Source organism: Psychrobacter cibarius (genome assembly GCF_904845955.1).
GTDB classification, from domain to species: domain Bacteria; phylum Pseudomonadota; class Gammaproteobacteria; order Pseudomonadales; family Moraxellaceae; genus Psychrobacter; species Psychrobacter cibarius_B.
In genome coordinates, this window is record NZ_CAJGYX010000005.1 from 101,667 (window position 1) to 128,561 (window position 26,895).

The 26,895-nt window shown below is 42.3% G+C and carries 22 protein-coding genes, 1 tRNA gene and 1 pseudogene; 6 read left to right on the forward strand and 18 right to left on the reverse strand.

Annotated elements, in window-relative coordinates; all coding sequences use genetic code 11:
* Window positions 1-90: 90 nt before the first annotated feature.
* Window positions 91-1,389 carry a hypothetical protein gene (locus JMV76_RS10790; RefSeq protein WP_201502681.1) on the forward strand — a complete coding sequence of 433 codons (1,299 nt, stop codon included), beginning with the start codon at window positions 91-93 and terminating at the stop codon, window positions 1,387-1,389.
* A 144-nt stretch (window positions 1,390-1,533) separates the two neighbouring features.
* Here the strand turns inward: JMV76_RS10790 and JMV76_RS10795 are convergent, their stop codons facing one another.
* Window positions 1,534-2,772 carry an argininosuccinate synthase gene (locus tag JMV76_RS10795; RefSeq protein WP_201502682.1) on the reverse strand — a complete coding sequence of 413 codons (1,239 nt, stop codon included), beginning with the start codon at window positions 2,770-2,772 and terminating at the stop codon, window positions 1,534-1,536.
* A 327-nt stretch (window positions 2,773-3,099) separates the two neighbouring features.
* On the opposite strand from JMV76_RS10795, the gene pyrC reads away from it, so the two are divergent.
* From pyrC to JMV76_RS10815, 4 genes are all read left to right on the forward strand, one after another.
* Entirely contained in the window at window positions 3,100-4,170 is a 1,071-nt protein-coding gene (gene pyrC, locus JMV76_RS10800) for a dihydroorotase (RefSeq protein ID WP_201502683.1), read from the forward strand.
* A gap of 291 nt (window positions 4,171-4,461) precedes the next feature.
* Window positions 4,462-5,121 carry a ribonuclease T gene (gene rnt / locus JMV76_RS10805; RefSeq protein WP_227690336.1) on the forward strand — a complete coding sequence of 220 codons (660 nt, stop codon included), beginning with the start codon at window positions 4,462-4,464 and terminating at the stop codon, window positions 5,119-5,121.
* A gap of 298 nt (window positions 5,122-5,419) precedes the next feature.
* A complete protein-coding gene (locus JMV76_RS10810) occupies window positions 5,420-5,617 on the forward strand; it encodes a hypothetical protein (protein ID WP_140412980.1) in 198 nt (65 codons plus the stop codon).
* A 53-nt stretch (window positions 5,618-5,670) separates the two neighbouring features.
* A tRNA-Glu gene (locus tag JMV76_RS10815) sits at window positions 5,671-5,746 on the forward strand.
* A 383-nt stretch (window positions 5,747-6,129) separates the two neighbouring features.
* Here the strand turns inward: JMV76_RS10815 and JMV76_RS10820 are convergent.
* From JMV76_RS10820 to JMV76_RS10870, 11 genes and pseudogenes are all read right to left on the reverse strand, one after another.
* Window positions 6,130-6,753, reverse strand: a complete 624-nt coding sequence (locus JMV76_RS10820; RefSeq protein WP_045444510.1) for a BLUF domain-containing protein — start codon at window positions 6,751-6,753, stop codon at window positions 6,130-6,132.
* Between the two features lie 405 nt (window positions 6,754-7,158).
* Window positions 7,159-7,932: a 2-C-methyl-D-erythritol 4-phosphate cytidylyltransferase gene (ispD, locus tag JMV76_RS10825; protein ID WP_201502685.1), complete on the reverse strand. Its 774-nt coding sequence runs from the start codon at window positions 7,930-7,932 to the stop codon at window positions 7,159-7,161.
* A 123-nt stretch (window positions 7,933-8,055) separates the two neighbouring features.
* Complete coding sequence (locus tag JMV76_RS10830; protein WP_055125147.1) at window positions 8,056-8,364, reverse strand: FtsB family cell division protein; 309 nt, start codon at window positions 8,362-8,364, stop codon at window positions 8,056-8,058.
* Between the two features lie 124 nt (window positions 8,365-8,488).
* Window positions 8,489-9,805, reverse strand: a complete 1,317-nt coding sequence (gene eno / locus JMV76_RS10835; RefSeq protein WP_055125148.1) for a phosphopyruvate hydratase — start codon at window positions 9,803-9,805, stop codon at window positions 8,489-8,491.
* A gap of 320 nt (window positions 9,806-10,125) precedes the next feature.
* Window positions 10,126-12,485 (reverse strand): annotated as a pseudogene (locus JMV76_RS10840) (heavy metal translocating P-type ATPase).
* Window positions 12,486-12,704: 219 nt separating this feature from the next.
* Complete coding sequence (locus JMV76_RS10845; RefSeq protein ID WP_201502686.1) at window positions 12,705-12,929, reverse strand: heavy-metal-associated domain-containing protein; 225 nt, start codon at window positions 12,927-12,929, stop codon at window positions 12,705-12,707.
* Between the two features lie 233 nt (window positions 12,930-13,162).
* Window positions 13,163-13,417, reverse strand: a complete 255-nt coding sequence (locus JMV76_RS10850) for a heavy-metal-associated domain-containing protein (protein WP_201502687.1) — start codon at window positions 13,415-13,417, stop codon at window positions 13,163-13,165.
* 30 nt (window positions 13,418-13,447) lie between these two features.
* Window positions 13,448-14,323, reverse strand: a complete 876-nt coding sequence (gene kdsA, locus JMV76_RS10855; RefSeq protein WP_201502688.1) for a 3-deoxy-8-phosphooctulonate synthase — start codon at window positions 14,321-14,323, stop codon at window positions 13,448-13,450.
* Window positions 14,324-14,553: 230 nt separating this feature from the next.
* Complete coding sequence (locus JMV76_RS10860; RefSeq protein WP_201502689.1) at window positions 14,554-16,188, reverse strand: CTP synthase; 1,635 nt, start codon at window positions 16,186-16,188, stop codon at window positions 14,554-14,556.
* A gap of 195 nt (window positions 16,189-16,383) precedes the next feature.
* The gene (locus JMV76_RS10865; protein WP_201502690.1) at window positions 16,384-17,442 is read right to left on the reverse strand and encodes a porin; all 1,059 of its coding nucleotides are present in this window, start codon (window positions 17,440-17,442) and stop codon (window positions 16,384-16,386) included.
* A gap of 733 nt (window positions 17,443-18,175) precedes the next feature.
* Window positions 18,176-20,374 carry a malate synthase G gene (locus JMV76_RS10870; protein WP_201502691.1) on the reverse strand — a complete coding sequence of 733 codons (2,199 nt, stop codon included), beginning with the start codon at window positions 20,372-20,374 and terminating at the stop codon, window positions 18,176-18,178.
* Window positions 20,375-21,004: 630 nt separating this feature from the next.
* On the opposite strand from JMV76_RS10870, the gene JMV76_RS10875 reads away from it, so the two are divergent.
* Window positions 21,005-21,757, forward strand: a complete 753-nt coding sequence (locus JMV76_RS10875; RefSeq protein WP_201502692.1) for a tRNA-(ms[2]io[6]A)-hydroxylase — start codon at window positions 21,005-21,007, stop codon at window positions 21,755-21,757.
* Window positions 21,758-21,912: 155 nt separating this feature from the next.
* Here the strand turns inward: JMV76_RS10875 and JMV76_RS10880 are convergent, their stop codons facing one another.
* The 6 genes from JMV76_RS10880 to mtgA form a co-directional block, all read right to left on the reverse strand.
* Complete coding sequence (locus tag JMV76_RS10880) at window positions 21,913-22,116, reverse strand: hypothetical protein (RefSeq protein ID WP_201502693.1); 204 nt, start codon at window positions 22,114-22,116, stop codon at window positions 21,913-21,915.
* Window positions 22,117-22,194: 78 nt separating this feature from the next.
* The gene (locus JMV76_RS10885; RefSeq protein ID WP_201502694.1) at window positions 22,195-22,593 is read right to left on the reverse strand and encodes a hypothetical protein; all 399 of its coding nucleotides are present in this window, start codon (window positions 22,591-22,593) and stop codon (window positions 22,195-22,197) included.
* 124 nt (window positions 22,594-22,717) lie between these two features.
* Complete coding sequence (locus tag JMV76_RS10890) at window positions 22,718-22,969, reverse strand: hypothetical protein (RefSeq protein WP_201502695.1); 252 nt, start codon at window positions 22,967-22,969, stop codon at window positions 22,718-22,720.
* Between the two features lie 75 nt (window positions 22,970-23,044).
* Complete coding sequence (locus JMV76_RS10895) at window positions 23,045-23,215, reverse strand: hypothetical protein (protein ID WP_201502696.1); 171 nt, start codon at window positions 23,213-23,215, stop codon at window positions 23,045-23,047.
* Between the two features lie 371 nt (window positions 23,216-23,586).
* The gene (gene ppk1, locus JMV76_RS10900; RefSeq protein ID WP_201502789.1) at window positions 23,587-25,794 is read right to left on the reverse strand and encodes a polyphosphate kinase 1; all 2,208 of its coding nucleotides are present in this window, start codon (window positions 25,792-25,794) and stop codon (window positions 23,587-23,589) included.
* A gap of 224 nt (window positions 25,795-26,018) precedes the next feature.
* On the reverse strand, window positions 26,019-26,705 hold the full coding sequence (gene mtgA / locus JMV76_RS10905; RefSeq protein ID WP_201502697.1) for a monofunctional biosynthetic peptidoglycan transglycosylase: 687 nt from the start codon (window positions 26,703-26,705) through the stop codon (window positions 26,019-26,021).
* Window positions 26,706-26,895: the final 190 nt, after the last annotated feature.

Below are 26,895 nucleotides of genomic sequence, written 5' to 3' on the forward strand. Positions count from 1 at the left end.
TAAGTGGATTGATTTTTTCTATTATTAAGGGATTGTATCAAGGCTTTTGGCACCGTAATATAGGGGCACACTTTTTGATGCTAGCAGATTATGACGACTATTTCACCGACACGTGTGTCGATGTATGATTTTCTCTATCAAGATACCAAGCCAATGGTATCTTTATTGGCCGATGCCGCCAAGCTTTCATTACCACAAGCTCGATTGGCAATGGATGCCAGTTTGCAGGCCATTATCAGTGCCTTGCTTGCTTACCAGCAGCACAATGACGGACAAGCTGTGAGCAAAAAGCTATTTAGTCGCGGCGCAGTCAAAGAGCTACGCCAATATAATTCGATGAATTTTTCGACCATGAATGCGACGTTATATCATCGCCATGAAGCGGCGGATGCGATATTTTATGATAATGCTCGCGTGATTAAAGCGAGTGACTATATTGCTCAGCAGATTGACGCAACAACGCAGCAAGTACAGATACTCCTCACGTCCTTATGCGTGATTGTCTTACGTGAACTGGCTATTTTAGCCGACTATAGCCCACTTGATAATGACGAGATGGATAAGTGGTTCGCTTTACAGCCACAGTTTTTATCAGCTGCTCGCTTTGCCATCAATGAGCCAACGTCTGTCTCTGTTAAATTGAATGAGGTAAATGAAGATAACAGTCTAGTCGCAGCATCAGAGGTCAATTTAGACTCGACAGTAAGAACAAAGGCAGCAGCCGAATCCGAAAACAATCCTAATACAGAACGTGCCTTATTAAGTACAGAGCAGCTCGCTGACACCCCACCAGCGTTCAATCCTTACTGGCATGAATTGACGACATTCAAGCCTGAACGTCATGAGCCTGTGCAAGATATGCAACTGGCAACTGGTAATTATTTAAAAGCCATTGGGCGCTCACCTGATAACCTGCAGCAAGGTCGCCATAACGACATGCTAGTCTTTACAGAAATGCAAGCCATTGCCCTGCCACACCAACGCTGGCTATTACAGCTCGCAAAAATCTCAGATATCTATCTCAGTCGTAATCGCCTACGTATTACCTCTGAACCTGCCAGCGCACCCAAACCGCCTTTGGTAAGCTTAGGTTTAATTGGTGGTAATAACGACAATACGCCGACCACCACCAGCGAAAAGCCCATTGAATACGAGGCATCCATACCCCTTTGGAAAAATCCGGTTATCCTGATTATTATTGCTGTGATCGGGGTGCTTGGCGGGCTTGCAGCGCTCAAGTATCAAAGCCAAAAATCTGACGGTGTGTTACTGGCGACAGAAGAAGTCATAGAACAAGATATTATCGAAGAACGTCAACAGCAGGATGTGGCTATTGTCATGGTTGACGATGATGAGCCTGATGACAAAGAAACAAAAGCGGCTCAATGATAAATAAAAGCTCTGAATACAGAACTTTTTGACTAGCAAAAAATCATCGAACAAACCTTCAAAAAATCCACAAAAAAAGGCGCTATTCATATAGCGCCTTTTCTATTCATGTATCTTATTCATGCTTTATCTAGCAAAGCATACTTACTTTGATAAATCACGACCACAGCTAGCTTCAATCGCCAGACGTAGACCATTTAGACGGATGAAACCTTCTGCGTCTTTTTGATCGTAAGCACCCGCATCATCTTCGAAAGTGGCAATTTTTTCGTCAAACAACGAATCATCTGACTTACGACCAACAACGCTGACAGCACCTTTGTATAACTTCACGCGTACTGTGCCATTGACATATTCTTGTGACTTGTCAATCAATGCTTGTAGCATCATACGCTCAGGACTGAACCAATAACCATTGTAGATAGTTTTGGCGTAGCGTGGCATCAGCTCATCTTTTAAATGCGCCGCTTCACGATCGAGTGTCAGTGACTCAATACCGCGATGCGCTTTTAGCATAATGGTGCCCGCTGGCGTCTCATAGCAACCGCGTGATTTCATGCCAACATAACGGTTTTCTACGATATCTAGGCGTCCGATACCATGCTGACCGCCAATCTCATTTAGCTTAATCATGACTTCGTACGGCTTAAGTGCTTCACCATCGATGGCAACGATGTCACCTTTTTTGTATTCTAATTCTAGATATTGAGCTTCGTCAGGCGCTTCTTCTGGGCTGACTGACCAGCGCCACATATCTTCTTCTGCTTCAGCATACGGATCTTCTAAAATACCGCCTTCATAAGAGATATGTAGTAAGTTGGCATCCATTGAGTACGGAGATTTTTTCTTATTACCTGCATAATCAATCGCAATATTATGCTCTTTGGCATATTCCATCAAGCTCTCACGGCTAGACAAGTCCCACTCACGCCAAGGGGCAATAGTGACCACGTCAGGCGATAAAGCAACTGCGCCAAGCTCAAAACGGACTTGGTCATTCCCTTTACCAGTCGCGCCATGACTAATAGCATCGGCGTTGTGTTCTTTAGCAATCTCAACCAAGCGCTTGGCGATTAACGGACGCGCGATAGAAGTTCCTAGCAGATACTCGCCTTCATAGATAGCGTTAGCGCGGAACATCGGGAATACATAATCACGGGCGAACTCTTCACGTAAGTCTTCGATATGGATATGTTTGATGCCCATGGCTTCAGCTTTGGCGCGGGCTGGCTCAACTTCTTCGCCTTGACCGATATCAGCAGTAAAGGTAATCACTTCTGCATCATAGGTTTCTTGCAGCCATTTAGCGATGATGGAGGTATCAAGACCACCTGAATAGGCCAAGACGATTTTATTAATATTTTTTGGATCAAGTTGAGCCATGAAGAACTCCTATTGTGAGCATTTAGTGTTAGGAAAAGCGCTAAGATTCAATCAAAAGATAAATTACTTGCTCAGTGTACATCATATTTACTATAGGCAAAAGTGCAACTGCCCCATGGCATAAGCTTTTGATTTAAATTTTGGGTCGATAGATTTCAATTATTCACATATAGTTGACAGTTGACTGCCGCAAATTAAAAAACAACCCATGTATTATGTACAGATATTTAGCCGCATATTTAGTCAAGTAGGCAAATCTGTTATGATAGCAGTACAGTATCCCTTCCTTTTATTTCCGTATATGACGATATAGAGCGCGACGACATTATGACTGATTCGATTAGAGAGTTGACCATCCTTCAGCCAGACGATTGGCATATCCATTTGCGTGATGGCAAAGCATTGAGCACGACTGTATCGCACGCAGCAAACAGCTTTAACCGTGTCATATGTATGCCAAACTTAGTGCCTCCTGTTAAGAACACTGACGATGCGCGTGCCTATCGCGACCGTATCATGGCGCACTTAGTAGCCAGTGAGCTGAGTACTGAGCGCAAAACTGCATTCGATCCACGTATGACTTTATATCTCACTGACAAAACCACTGCCCAAGATATCGAGATGGCAGCACAATCAGGTATCGTCCAAGCGGTCAAGCTTTATCCTGCTGGCGCGACTACCAATTCGGCTGATGGCGTCACCAATATTAACGCCTGTGTCGATGTTTTTGAAGCATTAGAAAAGTACAACCTACCACTATTGATACATGGCGAAGTGACGCAAGATCATGTGGATATCTTTGACCGTGAAAAGCGCTTTTTGGACGAAGTGTTGGCGCAAATCATTGTCAAATTCCCTACATTAAAGATTGTCGTCGAGCATATTACTACCAGTGATGCCGCTGATTTTGTCTTAGCACAAGGCAATCACATTGCCGCCACTATTACCCCGCAGCATTTAATGTTTAACCGCAATCATCTATTGGTTGGCGGTATCAAGCCACATTTTTATTGCTTGCCTATTTTGAAGCGTGAAAGCCATCAAAGAGTATTATTAGATGTGGCAACCAGTGGCAATCCCAAGTTTTTCTTAGGCACGGACTCAGCTCCACATGCGACGGATAAAAAAGAAGCCGCTTGTGGCTGTGCTGGCTGCTATAGTGCCGCAACTGCCTTGCCATTGTATGCCACCGCTTTCGATAGCGTGGGAAAAATAGACAAGTTAGAAGGCTTTGCCAGTCGTTTTGGGGCTCAGTTCTATGGATTACCAATCAATGACAGCACGATTACGCTTGTCAATACGCCTATGCAAGTGCCAGCAGCCTATCCCTACTTTGATGGCTCATCATTGACCCCGCTTATGGCAGGCGAGACACTGCCTTGGTCTATCAAAGCATAAAACGCACAAAGCAAAACCATCTGTATTCTATTTTAACTTGAGAAGTTTAGCCCTATGATAAGAATGACGTCTACTAACCAGTAGTGTGATTTGTATCATAGGTTATTTATTTTTCATTTAATGTCTTAATTCAATATAACAGTACGACTGATAAAAGCGATTTAACCAGATATGACCACTCCAAACGATGCCGCCTTACCTGACGAAAACCCATCAAACCCTGTAGAAAATAGCCTTAAGATCGCGTCAAATAGTCACACAGAAGATACCGCAGCAGACGAGCTAGCACCCATGCGTCTAAAAGACCGATTTCGTAAGTTTCTGCCTGTCGTCGTTGATGTGGAAACTGCCGGCTTTAATGCGCAAACCGATGCTTTACTAGAAATTGCCTGCATTCCTGTACTACTGAATGAGCAAGGTGTGTTTTATCCTGGGGAAGCATTCAATGCTCATATCGAACCCTTTGAAGGCGCGAATCTTGAGCCAAGCGCCCTTGCCTTCACTGGCATTGATCCCAACAATCCAATGCGTAAAGCCATTGCCGAAGACGAAAAAACAGCACTACGCCGTATCTTTAAGGGATTAAAAGAAGTACGCCGTACTGAGGACTGCCGCCAGTGCGTCTTAATTGGGCACAACGCCCATTTTGACTTAGCGGTTTTGAATGCGGCAGTGCTGCGTACCAATAACAAAAGTCACAATCCGTTTCATAACTTTTCAGTTTTTGACACAGTGACTTTATCTGCGCTGGCATTTGGTCAGACAGTACTAGCACGGGCTTGTAAGGCAGCAGGGCTTGATTTTGATGGCAATGATGCACATTCTGCCCTATACGATACACAAAAGACCGCTGAGCTGTTTTGTCATATCCTAAACCATTACCCTATGCTGGCTAATGCGATGCATACTGAAGAAAATAAAGAGGATTCGACTGAGAGTAGTTACAAATAATCCATTTATCACATATCCTATATTGCCAACTACCCATAATAATGCTATTTGTAATACTTGATGACTTTAACATCTTGGTTTTACAATCAATAGGGATATGATTGATATCACAATAAATCAGCAACTTGTCTAACCGTTGAATATCATATTGTGTAAAACAATTCAAAAACCAGACAAGTTGCTGTAACTACTCACATTAGAACGTCTCGTTATATCCTATAGATGGTTTAAGTTGCCCACATTGTCGCGATAGCCAGTACGATTCATGCTATCGAGGCGTAATAGGAGGGACTCTATTATGGATCCACAGCTTAAGTTATGGGGAACCATCCTCGGTTATATGCTGCTCGCATTGACTATTAGTGCTTGTACTTCTCTATGGATTCGCTATCATTTGAAGCGTAATGACTTACATCCTCGCCGTGCGATCAAAAAAAGATACTTAATTTTAAAAAGAAGAAGAAAAAGGCTTGACAGCAAGCGCAGACGCTATTAGAATACGCACCACTTCAGCATAAAGGTGAAAGCAGCTGAGGTGTTGTGTTACTAGTCCCCATCGTCTAGAGGCCTAGGACACCGCCCTTTCACGGCGGTAACGGGGGTTCGAATCCCCCTGGGGACGCCACTATTTGGCGTCACTTATTAGCAAGTTTGCTGCAAAGCATCTGATAAGACTAATAAGCGTACCACCAAAAAGCCCAATCACATACTATTGTGATTGGGCTTTTTTTATGCCTGTTTTTTATATCATGAGGCTCTTGATACCTTAGCACTCAGTTCGTCATCGCCGATTTACTTGATAAATGAAGCATAATTAATTTTATAGATAAGATTCGGTATTAAGTTCGCTCAAGATATTAAGATATATTTACTAAGTGTCGCTATCTATGGTTTCTATACCTAGCTTGATATTTTGTTTATTTATTGAACTCTTCATCATAAATGTAAGCAAAAAAATCCAGCATTGAATACTGGATTTTTAAATCAAACAGTCTATTTTTACAAAAGCTACCAAATCTTATCTGATAGCATTAGCCACAACAATGTCATCACAATCATGATACCGAGTACTGTTTGAATCAAGAAGAATGCTTGATGCTGACCAACAACCTTACTTAACGTCACCCCTAACGTGCTGTACTTGATAGGTGGCGTGTCAATATTGCCAGTTCTTGCTTGTTCCTCATAATACCCTTGTAAGATATCTAAAAATTCGCGCCATGCGTTAGAGCCCCAATCATAGGGTTTAAATGGCATGAGTTTTTTCAGCTCAGGCTCTTTGGTCATCCACCTTTCAAGTGTAATGGAGCGTAGAGACCAGTTCGAAAAACGGCGTTCGGTAATTTCTGAAAAATCTAAGATTTTTAATTCTTTATGTCGATCGTCTAATAATAAGCGATTTTTTAGATTGGTTAAATCTTGTTCTGACCCTTCTGCACATTGAAAAAAGTAGCCATTGCCATAGCAAAGAATACCCGTAACATTATCGGCTTGGTTACGCTCAATCGCGACCTCTGAGATGTCGTTAAGCGTGCTGGGGCTTGAAAGACCAGTCGAAGTAATTTGGCTTATATATATAAGCTGGCAGAGATCTGTCGTCACTGGATTTGTCGAATCGTTGATTGTTGACAATCAGCTTCTCCCTATTTTCAGGTAAATGTAGCTAAGACAACCATACTAAATTTAGAAAAAACATAGAAACAAGATCTTTGAAAATATCAAATAGGCTTGGTATATTATTGATTTTATAAATGTTTATATTAATTGTATTAAGTTGGTTACATCATAGGCTAGTTTAGTCATCAAAGCAATATATGTTTATCTTATATCATTAATTGAAAAAACCAAACAATAATTCGCAATTATTTATATTGAGAACTTGCACTGTGGTTTATGGGCAGCGATAGGACAAATAGGTAATATGGGAGGGGAAAGTGATGATAAAAATCGTCACCAATGAGCGATAAGACCACTGGCTCATTAATGAGATTGATACAGACTGATGTCTATTACGAGTGTTTAATTATTTTTAGTCTGCTAAGAACAGAACTGAGCGTTAATAATCGCTGCGAGTAAGATAGCATCATCAGGATAGGTAAGCTTTATGTTCTGGCGGCTGCCAGTAACGAGGCGAATGGGTAAGTCTAAACACTCAAATGCACTGGCTTCATCAGTAATGGTGAGCTCGTGTTCAGCGACATAAGTTAATACTTTTTGCAGCTGACCTAAGCGAAACACTTGCGGCGTTTGTGCTTGCCACATATGATGGCGATCGATAGTACGTTTAGCGTAAGAATGAGGGCTACTACTCACTGTCAGGTTAACTACAGGCGTCTCACCTACAAGCTCAGATTGAGCGGTAGACTGCGGATAGGATTCCTTTAAAGTATCAGCCACCGGTGTCGCTAAGATAGCACCATAGGGCTCTAGCATCGCCGCTTCGATGACTTGTTCAATATCATGACTGGGAACCGCAGGACGCGCAGCATCATGAATAATAACCAAATCTGAATCATCGGCTCCTGCCTCAATAATCGCCTTTACCCCTGCCTGTACCGACTGCCAACGCTCAGCGCCGCCCATGGCATAATGTATGGGTAGAGCAAAATCCAATGTCTGTGCCATACTGTCATCTGCTGCGACGACTAATAAACATGTCTCAATATAAGCACTACTAGCAAGCCGTGCCACACTATGCTGTAGCAAGGTCTGCCCTTGCAGCATCGTATATTGCTTGGCAATAGACGCACCAAAACGACTACCGCGACCCGCAGCGACGATCATGGCATGTACATTAGGTGTGATATTCATAGGGCAATATTCATAAAGTAGTATTCATGGTTAGAACCCACGACAGTATTGCTAGGGATAAACTAGGAATAAGATTTCTATTATAGACAATAGAAGATCATAATTTTAGACAGTTAAGAGCAATTAATAACGGCTATGCGTCGTGGGCGCCGTAGATACTTGTACAAAGGTCTCGTTCGGCTTAATCAAACCCAAGTCTAAACGAGCGTGCTCTTCTACTGCCTCAAGACCAGTTTTTAAGTCATGCACATCAGTACGCAATAAGTTATTTGCTGCCACTTGGTTTTCGTTTAAGCGTTGTTGTTCTTCGATTTGAGTCAGCAATTTATTATGCTCAAAGCGACCATTTTCGCCCAGCCAATACTGATATTGCAATCCCAAAAGGACGGCAACGGCTAGAGCAAGTAGCATAAATTGGCTAAAGTATTTCATAAGATAATAACGCCGAGCAACATAGAGACAATAATAAAAATAAAAAACCAGCTAAGCTTGCTAGGCGATATATCACCATATTAATGATGACATATCGCCTAGCTGTAGCAAGAAATCTGGCTTGTTAACCACGTAGACCGATGAACTCTTCACGACCACGATAGCTTGCACGTACTTGTTGCTCGATACGTAGCAGCTGATTGTATTTCGCCACACGGTCTGAACGACATAGTGAGCCAGTTTTAATCTGACCAGCAGCAGTACCAACTGCTAAATCTGCAATGGTGCTGTCTTCAGTTTCGCCTGAACGATGTGAGATAATAGTTGCATAGCCATTTTTCTTCGCTAGATAGATCGCATCTAACGTTTCTGATAAAGTACCGATTTGATTAAACTTAATCAAAATTGCATTGGCAATATGCTTATCAATACCCTCTTGCAAGATAGCAGGATTGGTCACAAATAAATCATCACCAACCAACTGAACTTTATCACCAATCTGCTCAGTCAAATATTTCCAACCATCCCAATCTGACTCGTCAAGCCCGTCTTCGATAGAGATAATAGGATATTGACGCGCCAAGCCGACTAGATAGTCTGAGAATCCTTGGCTATCAAAGGCTTTGTTGCCCTCGCCTGCCAAGATATATTGACCATCTTTGTAGAATTCGCTAGCCGCACAATCTAGCGCCAAATGAATGTCTTCGCCCGCTTTATAGCCGACTTGCTCAATCGCTTGCATAATAACGGTGATGGCTTCTTCATTGCTACGCAGGTTTGGCGCAAAACCACCTTCATCACCAACCGCAGTATTTAAACCTTGTGATTTCAACACAGATTTCAAGCTGTGGAAAATTTCTGTACCAGCACGCAATGCTTCTGAGAAGCTGGTGAAACCAACAGGCTCAATCATGAACTCTTGGATATCAACGGTGTTATCCGCATGCTCACCACCGTTCAAGATGTTCATCATCGGTACAGGCATCGTCAGCGACGTCTGATTGCGCAAGTTTGCAATATATTGATGTAATGGCAGATTTTGTGACTTGGCAGCGGCTTTTGCAGTGGCAAGAGACACCGCTAGCATGGCATTAGCACCAAGGCTGTCTTTGTTTTCTGTGCCATCTAGCGCAATCATTGCATCATCAATGCCTTGCTGTTCGGTGACGTCTTTATCCATCAACGCGCTGCGAATTTGGCTATTGACGTTAGCAACGGCTTTCTTAACGCCTTTACCCATATAGCGACTTTGGTCACCATCACGTAGCTCTAATGCTTCACGTGAGCCAGTAGAGGCACCACTTGGCGCAGCAGCACGGCCGATAGTGCCATCAGCTAAGATTACATCAGCTTCGATGGTTGGGTTACCACGCGAGTCTAAAATCTCACGGGCGCGAATGTCTTTAATTGCGGTGACGTTGGTGGTTTCTTCAGCGTACATAATGTCTGTTAATTCCTTTGGTCATGCCAAGTTTGTGGGATAAATAACGGCAACTAGAATACAAAAAAGATAAAGCAAAATATCGTATAGTGCTATGCTCAAACCAGCTTTGCTTATCTATATAGTCAGCAAGTTTTGAGCAGGATTAAAGGTGGTTTTAATACTTTAATCGTCAGCTATGGTGCTTGGCATCATAGCATAAATTTTGCCAAACTTCCCTTATCTTGCACCGACTGGCGCTGATAAAATCACACTTAGATAAACAAATTACCAATTATGGATTTGTCTCAGCACCTATAATATTAAAAGCCATATGACTCTTATACTTTTGTTAGACGTTCTGTTTTAGCGTGGGAGCCAGATACTGTGTTATCCAGCTCAACCTTTGTTTTAAATTGGGTCAAACGTAAGGCATTCATTAATACAGAAATAGAGCTAAGCGCCATCGCAGCGGCGGCAATCATAGGGTTTAAGAAACCAAAAGCAGCCAGCGGAATACCAAGGCAATTATAAATAAAAGCAAAAAACAGATTTTGCTTGATGTTGCGCACTGTTGCATTAGCGATTTTTTGCGCGGCATCAATATGCATCAGTGACTCACCCATTAGACGTGCAGACGCACTATGCTGGGCGACATCTGTGCCTTCAAACATGGCAAAGCTTGCATCGGCAGTTGCCATCGCTGGCGCATCGTTGACACCATCACCTGCCATTGCAACTTTATGACCAGCCGTTTGCAACAAGGCAATTTGACTGGCTTTATCGCGTGGGCTCATTTTACCATAAGCTTGCTCAATACCCAGCTGCCCTGCCACATGATCGACCACAGACTGCCTATCACCACTCATCAAAATGACATTGATACCTGCGTCTTGCAGCGCAGTAATAGCCTTCGGAGTATCTACTTTTAAGTCATCAGCTAGAGCAAAAGCACCCAAAGCTTCATCATTAATACTAACGGCAACGGTACTGGCAATTTGCCATACCTTTGGCATCAGCTTAGGCAGTGTTAAATTGGCAAACTCTGCGGTACCGACTTTTACCACACCCAAACCTTCAGTATTTGCTTGTATACCAGCGCCTTTAATGACACTAATATCAGTCACATTCATCAACGGCAAGTTTCGCTCAGTAGCCGCGTTAACCAATGCTGTTGCTAGCGGATGACTGGCATGCGCCTCAACGCTTGCGGCTATTTGTAACACATCATCGACTGCGATCGATTTATCCACCATCACATGGTCCACGATAGTCGGCTTACCAATGGTCAAAGTACCTGTTTTATCGAGCACTACTGTATCGATGTTGCCTGCCGCTTCGAGGCTTTGTGCGTCTTTGAACCAGACACCATGACGAGCAGCAACGCCCATACCAGCCATGATAGCGGCTGGCGTTGCCAAACCTAAAGCACAAGGACATGCAATGACCAATACCGATACTGCGTGCATCAAGGCAGTATCAATCATCCCAGTCAGCCACCACGTCACTCCAAAGGTGATAAGCGCAATGGCAACGACGACTGGGACGAATACCGCCGTCACTCTATCGGCGAGACGGGCTAAATTGGCTTTTGAGCCTTGGGCATCGCTGAGGGCTTGTACCATATCACCAAGCTTTGTATCACTACCTTTAGCACTGACGCGGTATAATAAGCTGCCATTTTCAACCAACGCCCCTGCTAATAATTTATCTCCCACTTCTTTTTTAGCGGTACCGACTCACCCGTTAAATGACTCTCGACACACCAGCCACTGCCATCAATGACTACCCCATCCGTTGCGACGCGGCTGCCTTGTTTAGCACGCAAAACATCACCAACTTGCACGTCTTTAAGAGCAACATTATGAAAATCACCATTAGGCTGCTGCTGTTCGACTTCATCGGGCGTTAAGGATAATAATAAATCGATACTATTGAGGCTGTGTTTCTTAGTACGCTCTTCTAGATACTTACCCGTACGCACAAAAGCAATGACCATGACGCCTGCTTCAAAATACACCGCAGGACTGCCACCCGCACCGTGACCACCAGCATGACCACTTTTCAGCAAACTGTTTAAAGTACCATCGCCATGGGTCAGCCACACATACGTTGAATACGCCCAAATAGTCACGGTACCGATGACGACTAGCACGTCCATATTGGCAAGACCACCTTTAATAGATGCCCAAGCGCTTTTGTAAAATGGCAAGGCAAATCCAAACTGTACAATGGTCGCTAATATAAACTGAGTCCAAATCGGCGGCATCCACGCCATACCCTGCCCAACAAGCATACCTGCCATACCAACTAAAAACGGCACCAAACAAATCCATAACCCAATCAAGCGCCATGGGTACTGAGTCGCGGTATCTTCGTCTGTTTTTGCAAACAAACTATCGGCCGCCTGCAAATTGGCAACGAAGCCTGTTTTATTTACCCATTCTGTCACTTGTTCAGGCGTTGTCTGCGTTGGGTCATAATCAACATTGGCAGTTTCGCCAGCGAAGTTTACACTCACCTCGTATACCGACGGCTTTTTATTGAGCACCTTCTCAATTCGTGAGGCGCAGGCTTGACATGTCATCCCCTCAATTGCTAGCTGCAAATGTGCACGCTGCGGCGCGAGCGGCGTATTGGATTGAATGTCAGTTTTTACATCGTAGGCATCATGATTGTCGGTTTGGGTAGTATCATTCATAAATAAAACTCGGTATGGCGTTTATGCGTTATGGCGTTATAAAGTCGTCTGAGCTAGGACAGCAACTCAGTGGATGGAATATCTAAGTCAAACAAATAGCACACTTTTAAATTTGATATTGGTATGGTCACACTGAATAATTAGTACGCTACTATCAATAATTTTCAACCATTAAAAAACCAGCCTTGATAGCCGGTTTTTTAATACAAACGGAGTAGGTTAAGCATTGGCAACAGTGGCATCAAAGCCTGCATCGTCGATAGCAGCAGCAATTGTCTCTACACTGGTTTTGCTATCATCAAAAGTAACCGTCGCTTGATTATCTGCTAGCTCAATACTGATATCGTCTAAGCCATCGATATCGGCAGTGGCGTTATGAATACTGGCCACACAGCCACCGCAAGTCATGCCATCAATTTTAATAATACGGGTTTGGTTTGCCATGAGAGGCTCCTTATTTTTGTAATTGAGTTTTTATAGGTAAATACTTTTATTAAGGAACTGCTTTTATAACTGTTTTTTTAAGACGGCTATCTTTTAAGACCTTATAAAAATAGCACTTAACCAGCTTAAGCCCTATCACGGTTAACAACAAGACTCTTTGATTATCACTTTATTAATAGAACCGTGAATTTATGCCTAAGTGACAGACAATAGCGCTTATTTTAGAATAACGTCTAATCATCATGACGTGGGTTTTGCGGTGCATCAAGAGGAAATGGCTGGGTCACATAATCGACCGTACTAATTGCCGCCGTAAACGCATGGATACTGGTGTCTGTATCTTCATAACGTATGGTGGCAACATTATTATCAAGATCAAGCTCAATAGCTGTTACCCCTGTAATATTTTTCAGCGCTGTCATCACACTCTTTAATCCTTCATCATCATCGATATTTTCGATACTGACTGTTGCTGTTTGCATCGCCATAATCTCAGCCTCTTATTGTCTGTGAATACATTAATGGGTATCTAACACCTCAAAGCCTTTAACCAAGTCATCAATTTGCTTCAGCTGATGCAAAAACGGCTCTAATTGGCTCATACGTAGCGCACACGGACCATCACATTTTGCAGTCTCTGGGCTTGGATGCGCTTCTAGAAACAACCCTGCCAATCCTGTCGCCATCCCTGCTCGTGCCAATGTTGTGATTTGTTCACGGCGTCCACCCGCACTATCGCTACGGCCGCCTGGCTGCTGTAAACTATGCGTCACATCAAAAAATACGGGGATATCCATCTGCTTCATGGTATCAAAACCAAGCATATCAACGACCAAATTATTGTAACCAAAGGCACTGCCGCGCTCACAAAGAATTAACTTATCGTTACCACCTTCAAGGCATTTGTTAACGATATGACGCATCTCATGCGGCGCTAAAAACTGCGCTTTTTTGATGTTAATAATCGCATCTGTCTTCGCCATAGCGTGTACTAAATCTGTCTGACGCGATAAGAATGCTGGTAATTGGATGATATCTGCTACTTCAGCAACGGGTGCCGCTTGATAAGGTTCGTGGACATCCGTGATAATAGGGACTTGATATTTTTCTTTAATTTGACCCAGCCAATCAAGACCCTGCTCTAATCCAGGACCTCGATATGAGTGCAGGCTTGAACGGTTGGCTTTATCAAAACTGGCTTTGAAGACATAGCCAATCCCCAAACGCTGACATATTTCGACATATTGCTCTGCAATCTCGAACGCCAATTCCTTTGATTCTAAGACATTCATACCACCGAACAACACAAATGGCTGGTCGTTGCCGATATTAAGAGTATTGCCATTTGGCGTAGTAAGTTTGATATGTGATTGCGCCGTTGATAAATGTTCCATGAAGTAGTCACCTTCTTTATTGTTATTAATATTTCTATCCCATATTGTAACCGATAGACTCAGTAAAAAAAGGGGTTAAGCGTAATTGCTGACCAACCATTAGAAAAATTGTCATGTTTATTGCTTAGAAACAATCTCATTCATAACCACAGTCATAAAATGAAACGCAAAAAAAAGACCAATCCGAAGATCAGTCTTTTTTATACATGTAAATTTTTATACATTAACGATTATTTGTTTTCGTTATAGTTCTTAGCCGCTTTTACAAAGCTGTTGAACAGTGGATGACCACCGCGTGGGGAGCTGGTAAATTCAGGATGGAACTGTACAGCGACAAACCAAGGATGATCAGCAATCTCGACCGATTCTACTAGATGCTGCTTGGCAGAATAACCAGATATGGTCATGCCTGCTTGCTCTAATGGTTCGATATAGCGATTGTTCATCTCATAACGATGGCGATGACGTTCAGTGATATTTTTGGCGCCATAGATTTGGCTAAGCTTGCTGCCAGCAACCAATTCGGCTTGCTGCGCGCCTAGACGCATAGTGCCACCAAGGTCAGAGTCATCGCTACGAATCTGTAATTCGCCGCGCTCATCTAACCACTCAGTGATGAGACCAATGATAGGCTCTGCCGTTTTGCGATCAAACTCAGAAGAGTTGGCATCGATTTTGAGTACATTACGCGCGTACTCAATCACTGCTAGCTGCATACCAAGGCAAATACCTAAATATGGCACGTTATTTTCACGAGCATAAGTGATGGCTTTTATCTTACCATTGGTACCACGCTCACCAAAACCACCCGGTACTAGGACGGCATCGGCATTGTGTAGCTGCACCAATAAGCTGTCATCGTCTTCTAGACGCTCAGCATCAACATAGTCAATTTTGACATCGGCTTTATGAGTGATACCAGCATGCAGTAGTGCTTCGTTGATCGATTTATAAGCATCAGGTAACTCGACGTATTTACCAACCATCGCTACCGTAAGGCTCATTTCAGGATTAAGCTGCGCTTCAACCACTTTGTCCCAATCACTCAAATCTGCTTCTGGTACATCTAAACCAAAACGCTCACAGATCAAATCATCAAGATCCTGCTCATGAAGCGTGCGTGGAATCTGATAAATACTTTGCGCATCTTCACACATAATAACCGCACGCTCTTCCACATTGGTGAACAATGCTATTTTGCGACGGTTGTCTTGCGAGATGTGGTGATCAGAGCGGCAAATCAATATGTCAGGCTGCAAGCCGATAGAACGTAGCTCTTTTACTGAATGCTGCGTTGGTTTGGTTTTGGTTTCGCCTGCACTAGCAATGTAAGGAACTAGCGTCAAATGCATCAGCATGGCTCTATTGCGACCAAGCTCTACTTGCATTTGGCGGACGGCTTCCATAAATGGTAACGATTCGATGTCACCAACGGTACCGCCAATCTCAATAATAGCGATATCATAACCTTCACCACTGGCTAAAATTTTACTCTTAATTTCATCAGTGATATGTGGAATAACTTGTACTGTACCACCAAGATATTCACCACGGCGCTCTTTATTTAGCACGTTTTGATAGATACGACCACTAGTAAAGTTATTGCTCTTACTCATTTTTGAATGGCGTAAGAAGCGCTCATAGTAACCCAAATCTAAATCAGTCTCTGCACCATCTTCGGTGACGAATACTTCGCCATGCTGGAATGGGCTCATCGTACCTGGATCGACGTTGATGTACGGATCCATCTTGGTCATCGTGACGGTTACGCCACGGGCTTCTAAGACCGCTGCAAGAGAGGCTGCGGTGATACCTTTTCCTAGTGAGGACACTACCCCACCGGTCACAAATATAAACTTGGTCATAGTACTCTGTCGGTAATTGGTAAAGAAGGATTTTACTAAAAATACGTCAAAAAATATAGGGCAAAAGCATAAACTCTTTGAAACATTCAATTTTTAGTACTTAGCTATTATAACGCACTACCCACTCAAAAAGGATATAACAAAAAAAACTCACCCCGAAGGATGAGTTTTTATAATCAGATTCTAATGCTTAGATTAGAATTTGTATTCTAGACCACTACCAACTACGAATACTTCAGCATCGCCTCTAGTCACTATCATGCCATCATCTACATTAAGACTTTTAAGATCATCAGCATTGTTCATACCAGCGTAGGCATGCATGATGATGTTGTCTTTAAAGAAGTATTTGCCACCAACAACGATTTGATCTGAATTAGCATCATTCCAACCATTAAGGTTGTCAGTTTTGTTGTATTGTGCGTATACAGATGCTGGACGAGCAAAGTTAGTTAGACCCATTGCAGCGCTAACCACTAAACCTTTTTCTTTCTTAGTATCACGAGCATAGTCATAGTCAGCTACTTGATATAGTGCACCAAGTGTTACAGGGGCTGCGATGAATTTGCCTAAGTCTACAGTTGCAGTACCACGGATGATATCACCATTGATGTTTTGGTCTTTGTCATAAGCCACACCAGCAGTGAAGCCAGTACCTTGGTCAAACATCATTGCAACGCCAAAACCAGCATCATTGTTGAAATTATCATCGTCAGAGCTATACATAGCAGACAATTCTAATGGTAGGTTGTTGTATTTTGGTGCAGTCCAAATAACTGAGCTATTGATACGACCACTATCAGCCATATTCAACGCTTCAACAACGTCATCTTCCATTTCGTTAGTACCCATGTTATCCCAATAGCCTTCGTTAACAACAACGTTGTTAATTCTGTCTAGGCTAGATTGGTTTTTACCAACACGGAACTCACCGAACTGCTTGTTGTTAATACCAAGATAAGTATCACGGTTAGAGAAAGTAGCATTATCACCATCGATGCTTGTGCCATACTCTAACTGATAGATAACATCAGTATTGGCTGTCATGGCTTCAGAGCCTTTAAAGCCTAAACGTGAAGAATGAGAGTTGATTTCTACTGTGTTTTCATCGAAATCTTCACCAGCCGCAGTTGCATTGAAATCTGCATTGACATAGTCAAGAGCTAAGAATGCTTTACCATAGACAGTCGGCGCTGCATTGGCTGCAGATACAGATAGGGCAGCAACTGCTGTAGCTAAAAGTAGTTTTTTCATGGGGTATCTCCACTTTACAATTTTAGTAATAAGCTAGCTATTATTAGCTGGTGCTCATAATGGTATCGTCACAAATCCTCAAAGATATAATGTGTAACTGGCTACCGAGATTAGTCAGAAACAAGTGTGGCGAAGTTCTATTACAGTAAGATGAAAAAAACAATGACTTACATAACTGGGATTAAAAAGTAACTGCCATGTAATCTTAGGTCTTTATCGCTCCGTTGCGTAACATCCGTTACCAAACTCATACTTCGAATACAAGCATAACAACTTTGACATAATTTGCAACATTTTTTTTAAATTTTTAAACCCAGTATTTGTTGAATGCCATATCTACTATAGAATGTAGGTCATTGTAAAAAAATCCCTATCCGCTCAAATAGATAAAGATATTATTGATTAATATAATTACCAAGAACTTGAAACTAGCGTAATGAATATCCTTTAATTAACAAAAATAAAGCCCTACTTGTTCATTAACAAATAGGGCTAATAAAAAATAATAAATGTGATTTATGACATACTGACAGTCACAATTGAGATCGGAAAATTGCTAAAAGAACAGTAAAAAAGGTGTTTTCACTGCTCTTGTTTCCAGACTATAACCTTAGTTAGTGGCTATCACAGACTTCTTATTAAGTATAAAAGCCAATAACAAGCCTCATTTAGTCATGACAGTATCATAATAGAATGTCAAGTATGCCATATTCTAATATTAACCTGCGCAATATTAGCAGCCTGCTTTTAGATCAAGGCGTGCCTGATGCAATAATGGCTCAGTATAGCCACTCGGCTGCTCACGACCTTTAAACACTAAGTCACAAGCCGCTTTGAATGCATAAGAGTGGTCAAAGTTATCTGCCATCGTCTGATAGTCGCTATCGCCTGCATTTTGCTCATCAACCACTTTTGCCATACGCTTCATCGTATCCATCACTTGCTGCTCGCTCACGACATCGTGATGCAACCAGTTGGCAATATGTTGGCTTGATATACGTAAGGTCGCACGGTCTTCCATCAGACCCACATCATTGATATCCGGTACTTTAGAACAACCAACGCCTTGGTTTACCCAACGCACAACATATCCTAAGATGCCCTGAGCATTATTGTCTAGCTCTTGCTGCTTCTCTTCATCTGTCCAATTGGTATTTTTTGCTAATGGAATGGTCAAAATGTCGTCTAAACTGGCACGCTCACGTGATTTTAGGCTGTCTTGAACGTCAGCAACACTCACTTGATGATAGTGCATGCTGTGTAAAGTTGCCCCTGTTGGTGACGGTACCCATGCGGTACTGGCTCCAGATTTAGGATGTGCAGCTTTGGTGTCCATCATCTCTTTCATCTCGTCAGGCTTCGCCCACATGCCTTTACCAATCTGAGCAACACCTTGTAAACCAGTCTCTAAACCGATATCAACGTTCCACTGCTCGTAGGCTGGCTGCCATGCTTGTGACTTCATCTCACCCTTAGGTACAAATGGGCCTGCATTCATGCTGGTATGCATCTCATCACCGGTACGATCTAAGAAACCTGTGTTAATAAAAATGACACGCTCTTTCGCTTGGCGGATGGCTTCTTTCAAGTTGACCGTCATGCGGCGCTCTTCATCCATGATACCGATTTTAATGGTATTACGCTCTAAGCCTAATAAGTCTTCTACTGCATTGAATAAATCGTTGGCCATTTTGACTTCTTCAGGACCATGCATTTTTGGTTTAACGATATACATTGAACCTTTACGTGAATTCGATAGCGCATTTTTACCTTTAAGGTCATTGAGCGTTAATAGTGGTGTAATCAAGCCATCCATTAAGCCTTCAAATATTTGTTCTTGACCATCACCCAAGTCGACCAATATTGCAGGGTTTTGCATGAGGTGACCGACGTTACGAATCAGCAATAACGAACGACCTGGCAGGATAAGCTTGCCACCATCTGGGGTGGTGTATTCACGATCTGGGTTTTGCTGACGTGTGCGGGTTTTGCCACCTTTTTCAAAGGTTTCTATCAAATCACCATTCATGAGACCAAGCCAATTGCGATACACTTCCACTTTTTCTTCTGCATCGACGGCAGCGATTGAGTCTTCACAGTCTTGAATTGCCGTAATAGCTGACTCTAGCAGCACATCTTTGATATGTGCAGGATCGTCTTTACCGACTGGATGGTTGGCATCTATTTGAATCTCTGCATGCAAACCGTTGTTTTTTAATAAAATACCCGCTGGGCTTTCTGCATCACCGACGAAACCAACGAATTTTTCGGCATCTTTTAGCTCAGTACTGCTATCACCTTGGACAATTTCAAGCTTACCATCGACCACTTTAAAGCCGGTCGAATCGTTATATGAACCTGACGCCAAGGCAAAGTTTTCATCTAGGAATTGTTTGGCATAAGCAACGACAGCAGCACCGCGAGTTGGGTTGTAACCACCTTTTGCTTCTTGACCATTTTCATCACTGATAACGTCAGTACCATATAAAGCATCATACAAGCTGCCCCAACGAGCGTTGGTCGCGTTCAATGCGTAGCGCGCATTACGTACTGGTACGACCAGCTGTGGGCCTGCAATATGAGCAATCTCGTCATCGACATTTTCTGTGCTAACTTTAAAATCATCGCCTTCTGGCAACAGATAGCCAATCTCTTGTAAGAATGCTTTGTAAGCAGGATAATCAATGTTGCCGTCTTTAGCAGGATGCTGCAGGTGCCATTGGTCAATCTGCGCTTGAATCTTGTCACGAGTTGCAAGCAATGCTTTATTGCGCGGCGTAAACTCTTTAATGACCTTTTCAAAACCTGACCAATAACTGTCTGAATCAACACCGACTTTCGGCAGCACTTCGTTTTCAATAAAGTCATACAATTGCTGGTCGATGGCAAGAATGCCTCTTTGAATACGATTGGCGTTAGAAGACTGGCTCATGTTGTTATCCTTATCTGTTCGTGAGGGGTGTGAATACGAAGTTGCTACCGCAATGATTACATATTGTCGGTCTTAGGCATCTATTCCAAATTTAGATGAAATACTAAGCAAACCTACTGATATATCATACAAGCTTGTGGTGAATAGCGAATTAACTATTTATGCTATGCTATGCTATTAACCTATATTTTTGCTGCATTAGCCATTAGCATGGTCAAAGCATTTATAACGGATGATGGTATCAACCTTGCTTAATGTACTCAGTGTACGATTTGAGCTCGGTTGCCTTGCACCTACTGTAAACGGTTTCAACTGCATAACATTGGCAATCATCACCACTTCGACAACACAATATGGCGACACATCAATAGTAAGACAAAATAGCGCTTAAGCAAAATATCATCCTACTATCAAATAAAGAAATAAACAAGAAAACATCATTCATTAGATAAATACCGGGATTGTATTATAATGATAACCTATATGACACAGGCGCTAAGCGGCTTTATTAGCACTTATCGATCAATACTTGATATAGCATAGACAAACTGTCAGTAATCATTACCCCACGGATTTATGCTTAACCGTTATCTATTCAATATTAGAAAAAGACCTTTTAAACGTTCGATTATGGCAAAAACTATGAATAAAGAAGATATAAGAACCAAGGACAGTAACAACAAGGTTGTGAACGACAGCATTATAGAAGAACCTAGTATAGTAAAAGACGAGATAGAAGAGGACGATGTCGATATCACAAAGCTACGCACCCCGATTAAGGTTGACCTATCTGCTGTTTATAATTTTTTGGGTGCGCGCACAGCGCAAGCTTGGGTTGATGCGGCGATTGCGAATGTACCGCTGATCATTCAAGATCATGCCAATTGCGAAAAAAAGGCCGCTGGCACTGCCATGAATCTCATATTTCGCTATGAGTTTTCTTATGATTTGCAGCGTAAATTGGCGCAATTGATACGTGAAGAAATGCTGCATTATGAGCAGGTCTTAGGTATTATGAATGACCGTGGTCAGGCGTGGAAATATCTGAGTGCCGGACGTTATGCCAAAGGCATGTTAAAACACAAACGTACTTATGAGCCAGCAGCGATGGTTGATGTGTTGATAATTGGCGCATTTATCGAAGCACGCTCTTGTGAACGTTTTGCCGCCCTTGCTGAAGTCATCGACGACGAACGTTTGGCAAAGTATTATCGCTACTTACTTAAGTCAGAGAGTCGTCACTTTGAGGATTATTTAGCCTTGGCTCAATCACTGTCTGAGGACAGTATTGATGAGCGTGTCGCATTTTTTAAAGAAGTAGAAGCAGAGCTGATTTCTAGCCCAGATCATGAGCTACGCTTTCATAGCGGTACACCTGCTTAAATACATAAGATTAGGTATCATTTTCGATTAGATCCTCTCTTATACAATAAAAATTATACAGATAACAAGTGAAGTAACTAACCAAGCTTCATCCTCTGGTCTGCTACTTCACTTATTAGCCTTTTATTTGAACTTCGTTATAGCAGAATGAATGGTTATTTATTATCTTTCATTAATGAGCTGTCGTACTGTTTACTATCCTTCGCAACATGATGAGGATCGTGATCATCGGTTGCCCTTTGTGCCGCTGCTGGATTGACTTTTTGTAGCGCATCATCAGGTACGATACCATGGTTATCGTTCGCATCTCTTAACTGATGGTCTTCTTGGTTAACAGCCTTGTCATCTGGCGTATTCATCATTACTCCTTATTATCATAATAGTTATTCTATAAAGATAAAAAAATCTGTATTTAATCAATTTTTTATAAAAAGCTATTAATCTTTTTCATCAGGATTTAACACCCGTGTTTGAGCATTATCGATATTTGCATAACGATTCATGTTGTTAATACCTTCGCTTTTGGATGTCTCGCTAACCATCGTATGCTCATTCACGCCATCATCAAAGGCGTTACCTTCTTGGTCTCGACGATCAGGCTGACGTGCAGGGTTGTCATTATCATTGACATGCTCTGAGTTGACGACGCCTTCTTTAAAAGTATCTGTTCCTTTATTTTCAGTGATGTTCTTTTCAATGCCACTATCAGTATCACTATGCTCCTTGTCATTAGAAGTAGGACTACTAGAGAAACTATTAGCAGAATCATGACTATTGATTGAGTCATCATTTTCACTGATGCGTGTCTTAGTGAGTGCTGGATCATTGGTTTGCATGGCTATATCCTTATTATTGTTATTCGTGTTTTGGCAATTGCTTAATGTGCTTAGAGTTTTGATGGCGGTTTAGCAAATGGTGAGCCTGATTTAATACCCAACTCAACCTAGCTAGCAATTCATACTATTCATTGCCTTCTTTGCTCAAATCATAAGCATTCAAATCTGCGACGTTCTTGCCACCAGCGGGTAAATCCTCTTCTTTACGAGGGTCAACATATATCTCGTCGGTTTCTTGCGACTCTTGTTGTGGACCATCGATATTAGGTTCGTGCTTACGACCTTCATAACTGTCTTGTGCATTGTCTGGGTGTAAAGCGGCTGGATCACGAACTGGTACTGCTTCTTCATGATTTGGATGAGTATTATTTGGCATTGCAGATCCCTCGCATCAATATGTCATTAATAGATAAAATAAGTTAATCCAAATATTTATGTCACACCTTATTTATCATTTATCCGTACGCAAATCATCTTCAATAAAAGAGGTTTGCTCGTCTTTACTTAATGCTTCAGGTGCATCGACCGCTTTATTGTCTTTGAGATTTCGCGCAATTTTCTGACTGTCTGCTTGCTCAGCAGCTTTTTTGATATCTGATGTGTCGTTATCGATATTGCTCATAAGGTGTTTCCTATTTTTATAATTCGTTGATTTAGGCAGTCCCTACTCTTTTTCGTAATACGATCAATGATAGTAATACGAGCAATTTTGCATGAATTACTAGAGTGCTAATTGTTTATTAAACCATCAAATCCGTTTAATAATAGCGTGAGGGCTGACCTTGATTATAAGGATGAGATAACGGCCTGCACCAGTGTGCTGCCGTATCAATATGTGAATAAATGTGAGGTTACAAGACAGTTTGTAACTTAGACAAATCGGTTACCAAAAAAAACCAAGCATAGAGAATACTCTACACTTGGTTTTTTGCTTGGTATTTATTGATCGTAAAGACGTGTTTACCGCTTTGAAGATGTCGTTGAAATATTAAGCTAGCTTGATGCATCAACGCCATTAATCACTTTTAATAAATACTCTTGAGCAGTATGCGGCGTTTCACCTGCGGCTGGTTGCAGCTGCTGCCAAGCACCATCACCGCTAAGTATCCACGCTTGGGTATTGTCTTTAAGATAGTTAAGTAAACCGTCTTGATATACTTGTTTGAATAGTTTTTTGTCTTCGATTGGAAACGCTACTTCGACGCGATGGAATAAATTACGATCCATCCAGTCTGCACTACCACAATATAAGCGTTCGTCGCCATTATTATAGAAATAATAAACACGCGTATGCTCTAAAAAACGCCCAATAACAGAGCGTACAGTAATGTTTTCTGACAGACCTTTTACTTGCGGACGCAAACAACACATGGAGCGTAAAACGAGCTCGATTTTGACACCTGCTTGCGAGGCATCGTATAACTTGCTAATCAATCGACGTTCAGTTAAAGCGTTAACCTTAACGATAATATGAGCGCGCTTGCCGGTTTTTGCATGAGCAATTTCATCATCGATAAAGCTTATCAACTTATCATGCAAGGTAAAAGGCGCATGCAGCAGCTTTTTGAGATTGGCAGGCTTACCCATTCCCGTCAGCTCTTGAAATATATTATGTACATCCTCTGAGATATCAGGATCTGCGCTAAATAAACCATAATCGGTATAAACTTTGGCATTGGCGGCATGATAGTTACCCGTCCCTAAGTGCACATAGCGGCGGATTCGATCATCCTCACGGCGCACAATGAGCATCAGCTTGGCGTGGGTTTTATAGCCGACAATCCCGTAAACAACGACCGCACCCGCTTCTTGCAAATAATTGGCGACGGCGATATTAGAGGCTTCATCGAAACGCGCACGCAGCTCGATGACGGCAGTGACTTCTTTGCCATTACGAGCAGCAGCAGCCAATGCTTTAACGATTTCTGAATTGGTACCTGAGCGGTACAATGTCTGCTTAATCGCTAACACTTTTGGATCGCTCGCCGCTTGCCAAAGCAGATTGATAATCGGTGAAAATGCATGAAAAGGATGGTGCACCAGCACATCGCTTTTACGCATGGCGCCAAACATACTGGTTGCTTTGTCCAGCTTATCCATCTCACGGCGGAACTCTTTTGGCACTACATGGGTAAAGGGCTGATAGCGCAGCGCTGGAATATTGAAATCAAACAATAAGCGCGTTAAGTTGACAGGACCATTGACGCGGTACAGCTGATTGTCATGCAGCTCAAACTCATTGAGCAAATAATCGCTGATAGGCGTTGGACAATCGGTGGTGACTTCTAGCCGCACTTTATCACCGAAGCGGCGGTTTTCTAGCTCGCCCTCCAGAGCCTTAGCAATATCTTCAACATCATCAGCCAAATCTAAATCGGCATTGCGCGTCAGTCTAAACTGATGGCAGCCCGTCACACTCATCCCAGGAAACAGCTCACCGATATGCTCATGAATAATAGCTGAGAGCATGACGTGATGTTCTTTGCCACCTGTCAGCTCATCAGGCAGGCGAATCACGCGTGGCAAACTGCGCGGTGCGGGCACAATCGCTAGATTGATATCACGACCAAAGGCATCTTTACCTTCTAAAGTAGCGATGAAATTTAAGCTCTTATTGACCAATCGCGGAAACGGATGCGCCGGATCGATGCTAATCGGTGTCAACACTGGCGATACTTGCTCAGTGAAGTAGCGCTTCATCCATGCCGACTGCTCAGCATTTAGCTCATCGCGTTTTAGATAACGGATATCCTCAAGCGCCAGTGCTGGTAAGATATCTTCATTGAGAATACGATATTGCTCAGCGATGGCATCGTGCATTACGGTGGATATCTCATTCAGCACTTCACTGGGACGCATGCCATGAACACTGGTCGAGACATCACCAATATTGAGCTTTTGCATAATGCCTGCGACACGAATCTCAAAAAACTCATCGATATTCGATGAGAAAATAATCAAGAAAAACAAGCGCTCAAGTAGCGGATGACGAGGACTTGCCGCCTGCGCTAAGACACGTAAATGAAACTGTAATAAAGACAAGTCGCGATTAATATAACTGCTGGGTGAATAGCTGCCGTCTTCTGAACGCTGCCATGCAACCTCAGTTAAATGGTCATTGCGACTCTCTGTATGGCTTTTATTATCAACTGCTATCACTGTATTATTGCTATCAGTGTCCTGCTTATTATTCACATCCATCACGTCACTACTCCTTTGCGTTATCGATACGCCATCATCTTCAATACCAATTGTCTTTTATAATCGCTTTTCCACTAAGAAATTTATCAGGGTTCTTTCTTCATCCATTACTACTCGAAACTATCACACGAAACTGCCATTCAAAACTATCACTTGAAACCGTCACTTAAAACTATTATTCAAAAACACGGCGCTATTTGTTAAATAGTATTAGGTACAATCCATTAAGCCGATTGTGGTAACACCGCATTGCTCATGCGCTTTTCGATAATACGTTGTTTATTGCGTAAACGTCTATCACCCTGATTGTCTTCGTAGTATTTTGGATTGGTCAACATAGCAATAAGTAAGGCTGATTCATCACGGTTAAGCTTGGCAGCAGACTTATCAAAGTAATGCTGAGCTGCTGCTTCGATACCATAAATACCATTGCCAAACTCTGCCACATTGAGATAAGCGGTCAAGATACGCTGCTTATCCCATAATGTTTCAATCATGACAGTAATAATCGCTTCCTCAATTTTACGAACATACGAGCGATGCGAGGTCAAAAATAAGTTTTTTGCTAGCTGCTGGGTAATCGTCGAGCCACCAGCGGACATCTTACCCGTCTCTTCATTTTTCTTACGTGCCGCCTCAATGCCTTTGAAATCAAAACCATTGTGCTGACTAAATGTCGAATCCTCACTCACTATCGCGGCTTGTTTGGCAGATTTTGCGATGGCATCGTATTCAGCCCAAGTCTGGGTGACAGTACCGCCCGTCAAACGATGAGTCAGCATAAACATGCTGTTATTAATCGGCTGCGTTTTCCAAATTAATAGTAGCCCAGCGACTAATACATGAAATGCGACGACCAATAGCATGATTGCCATCAATAATCGTTTGAAAAATTTGCCAAAACTTGCCATGCGCGATATCCAAGTGATTGAAAAGGTAATAAGATAAGATGAGCTGAAGAGCCAGTAATTAAAAACAGCAGGTCATCTTACCTAATCTCACAATCGCTGTCATTATTTACCCCAATTCTTTATCATGCCATACAGCCTACGTAAAAAAGATCAGGCAGTATTTATGCTGGCAATCGAAGTCCTAAAAACC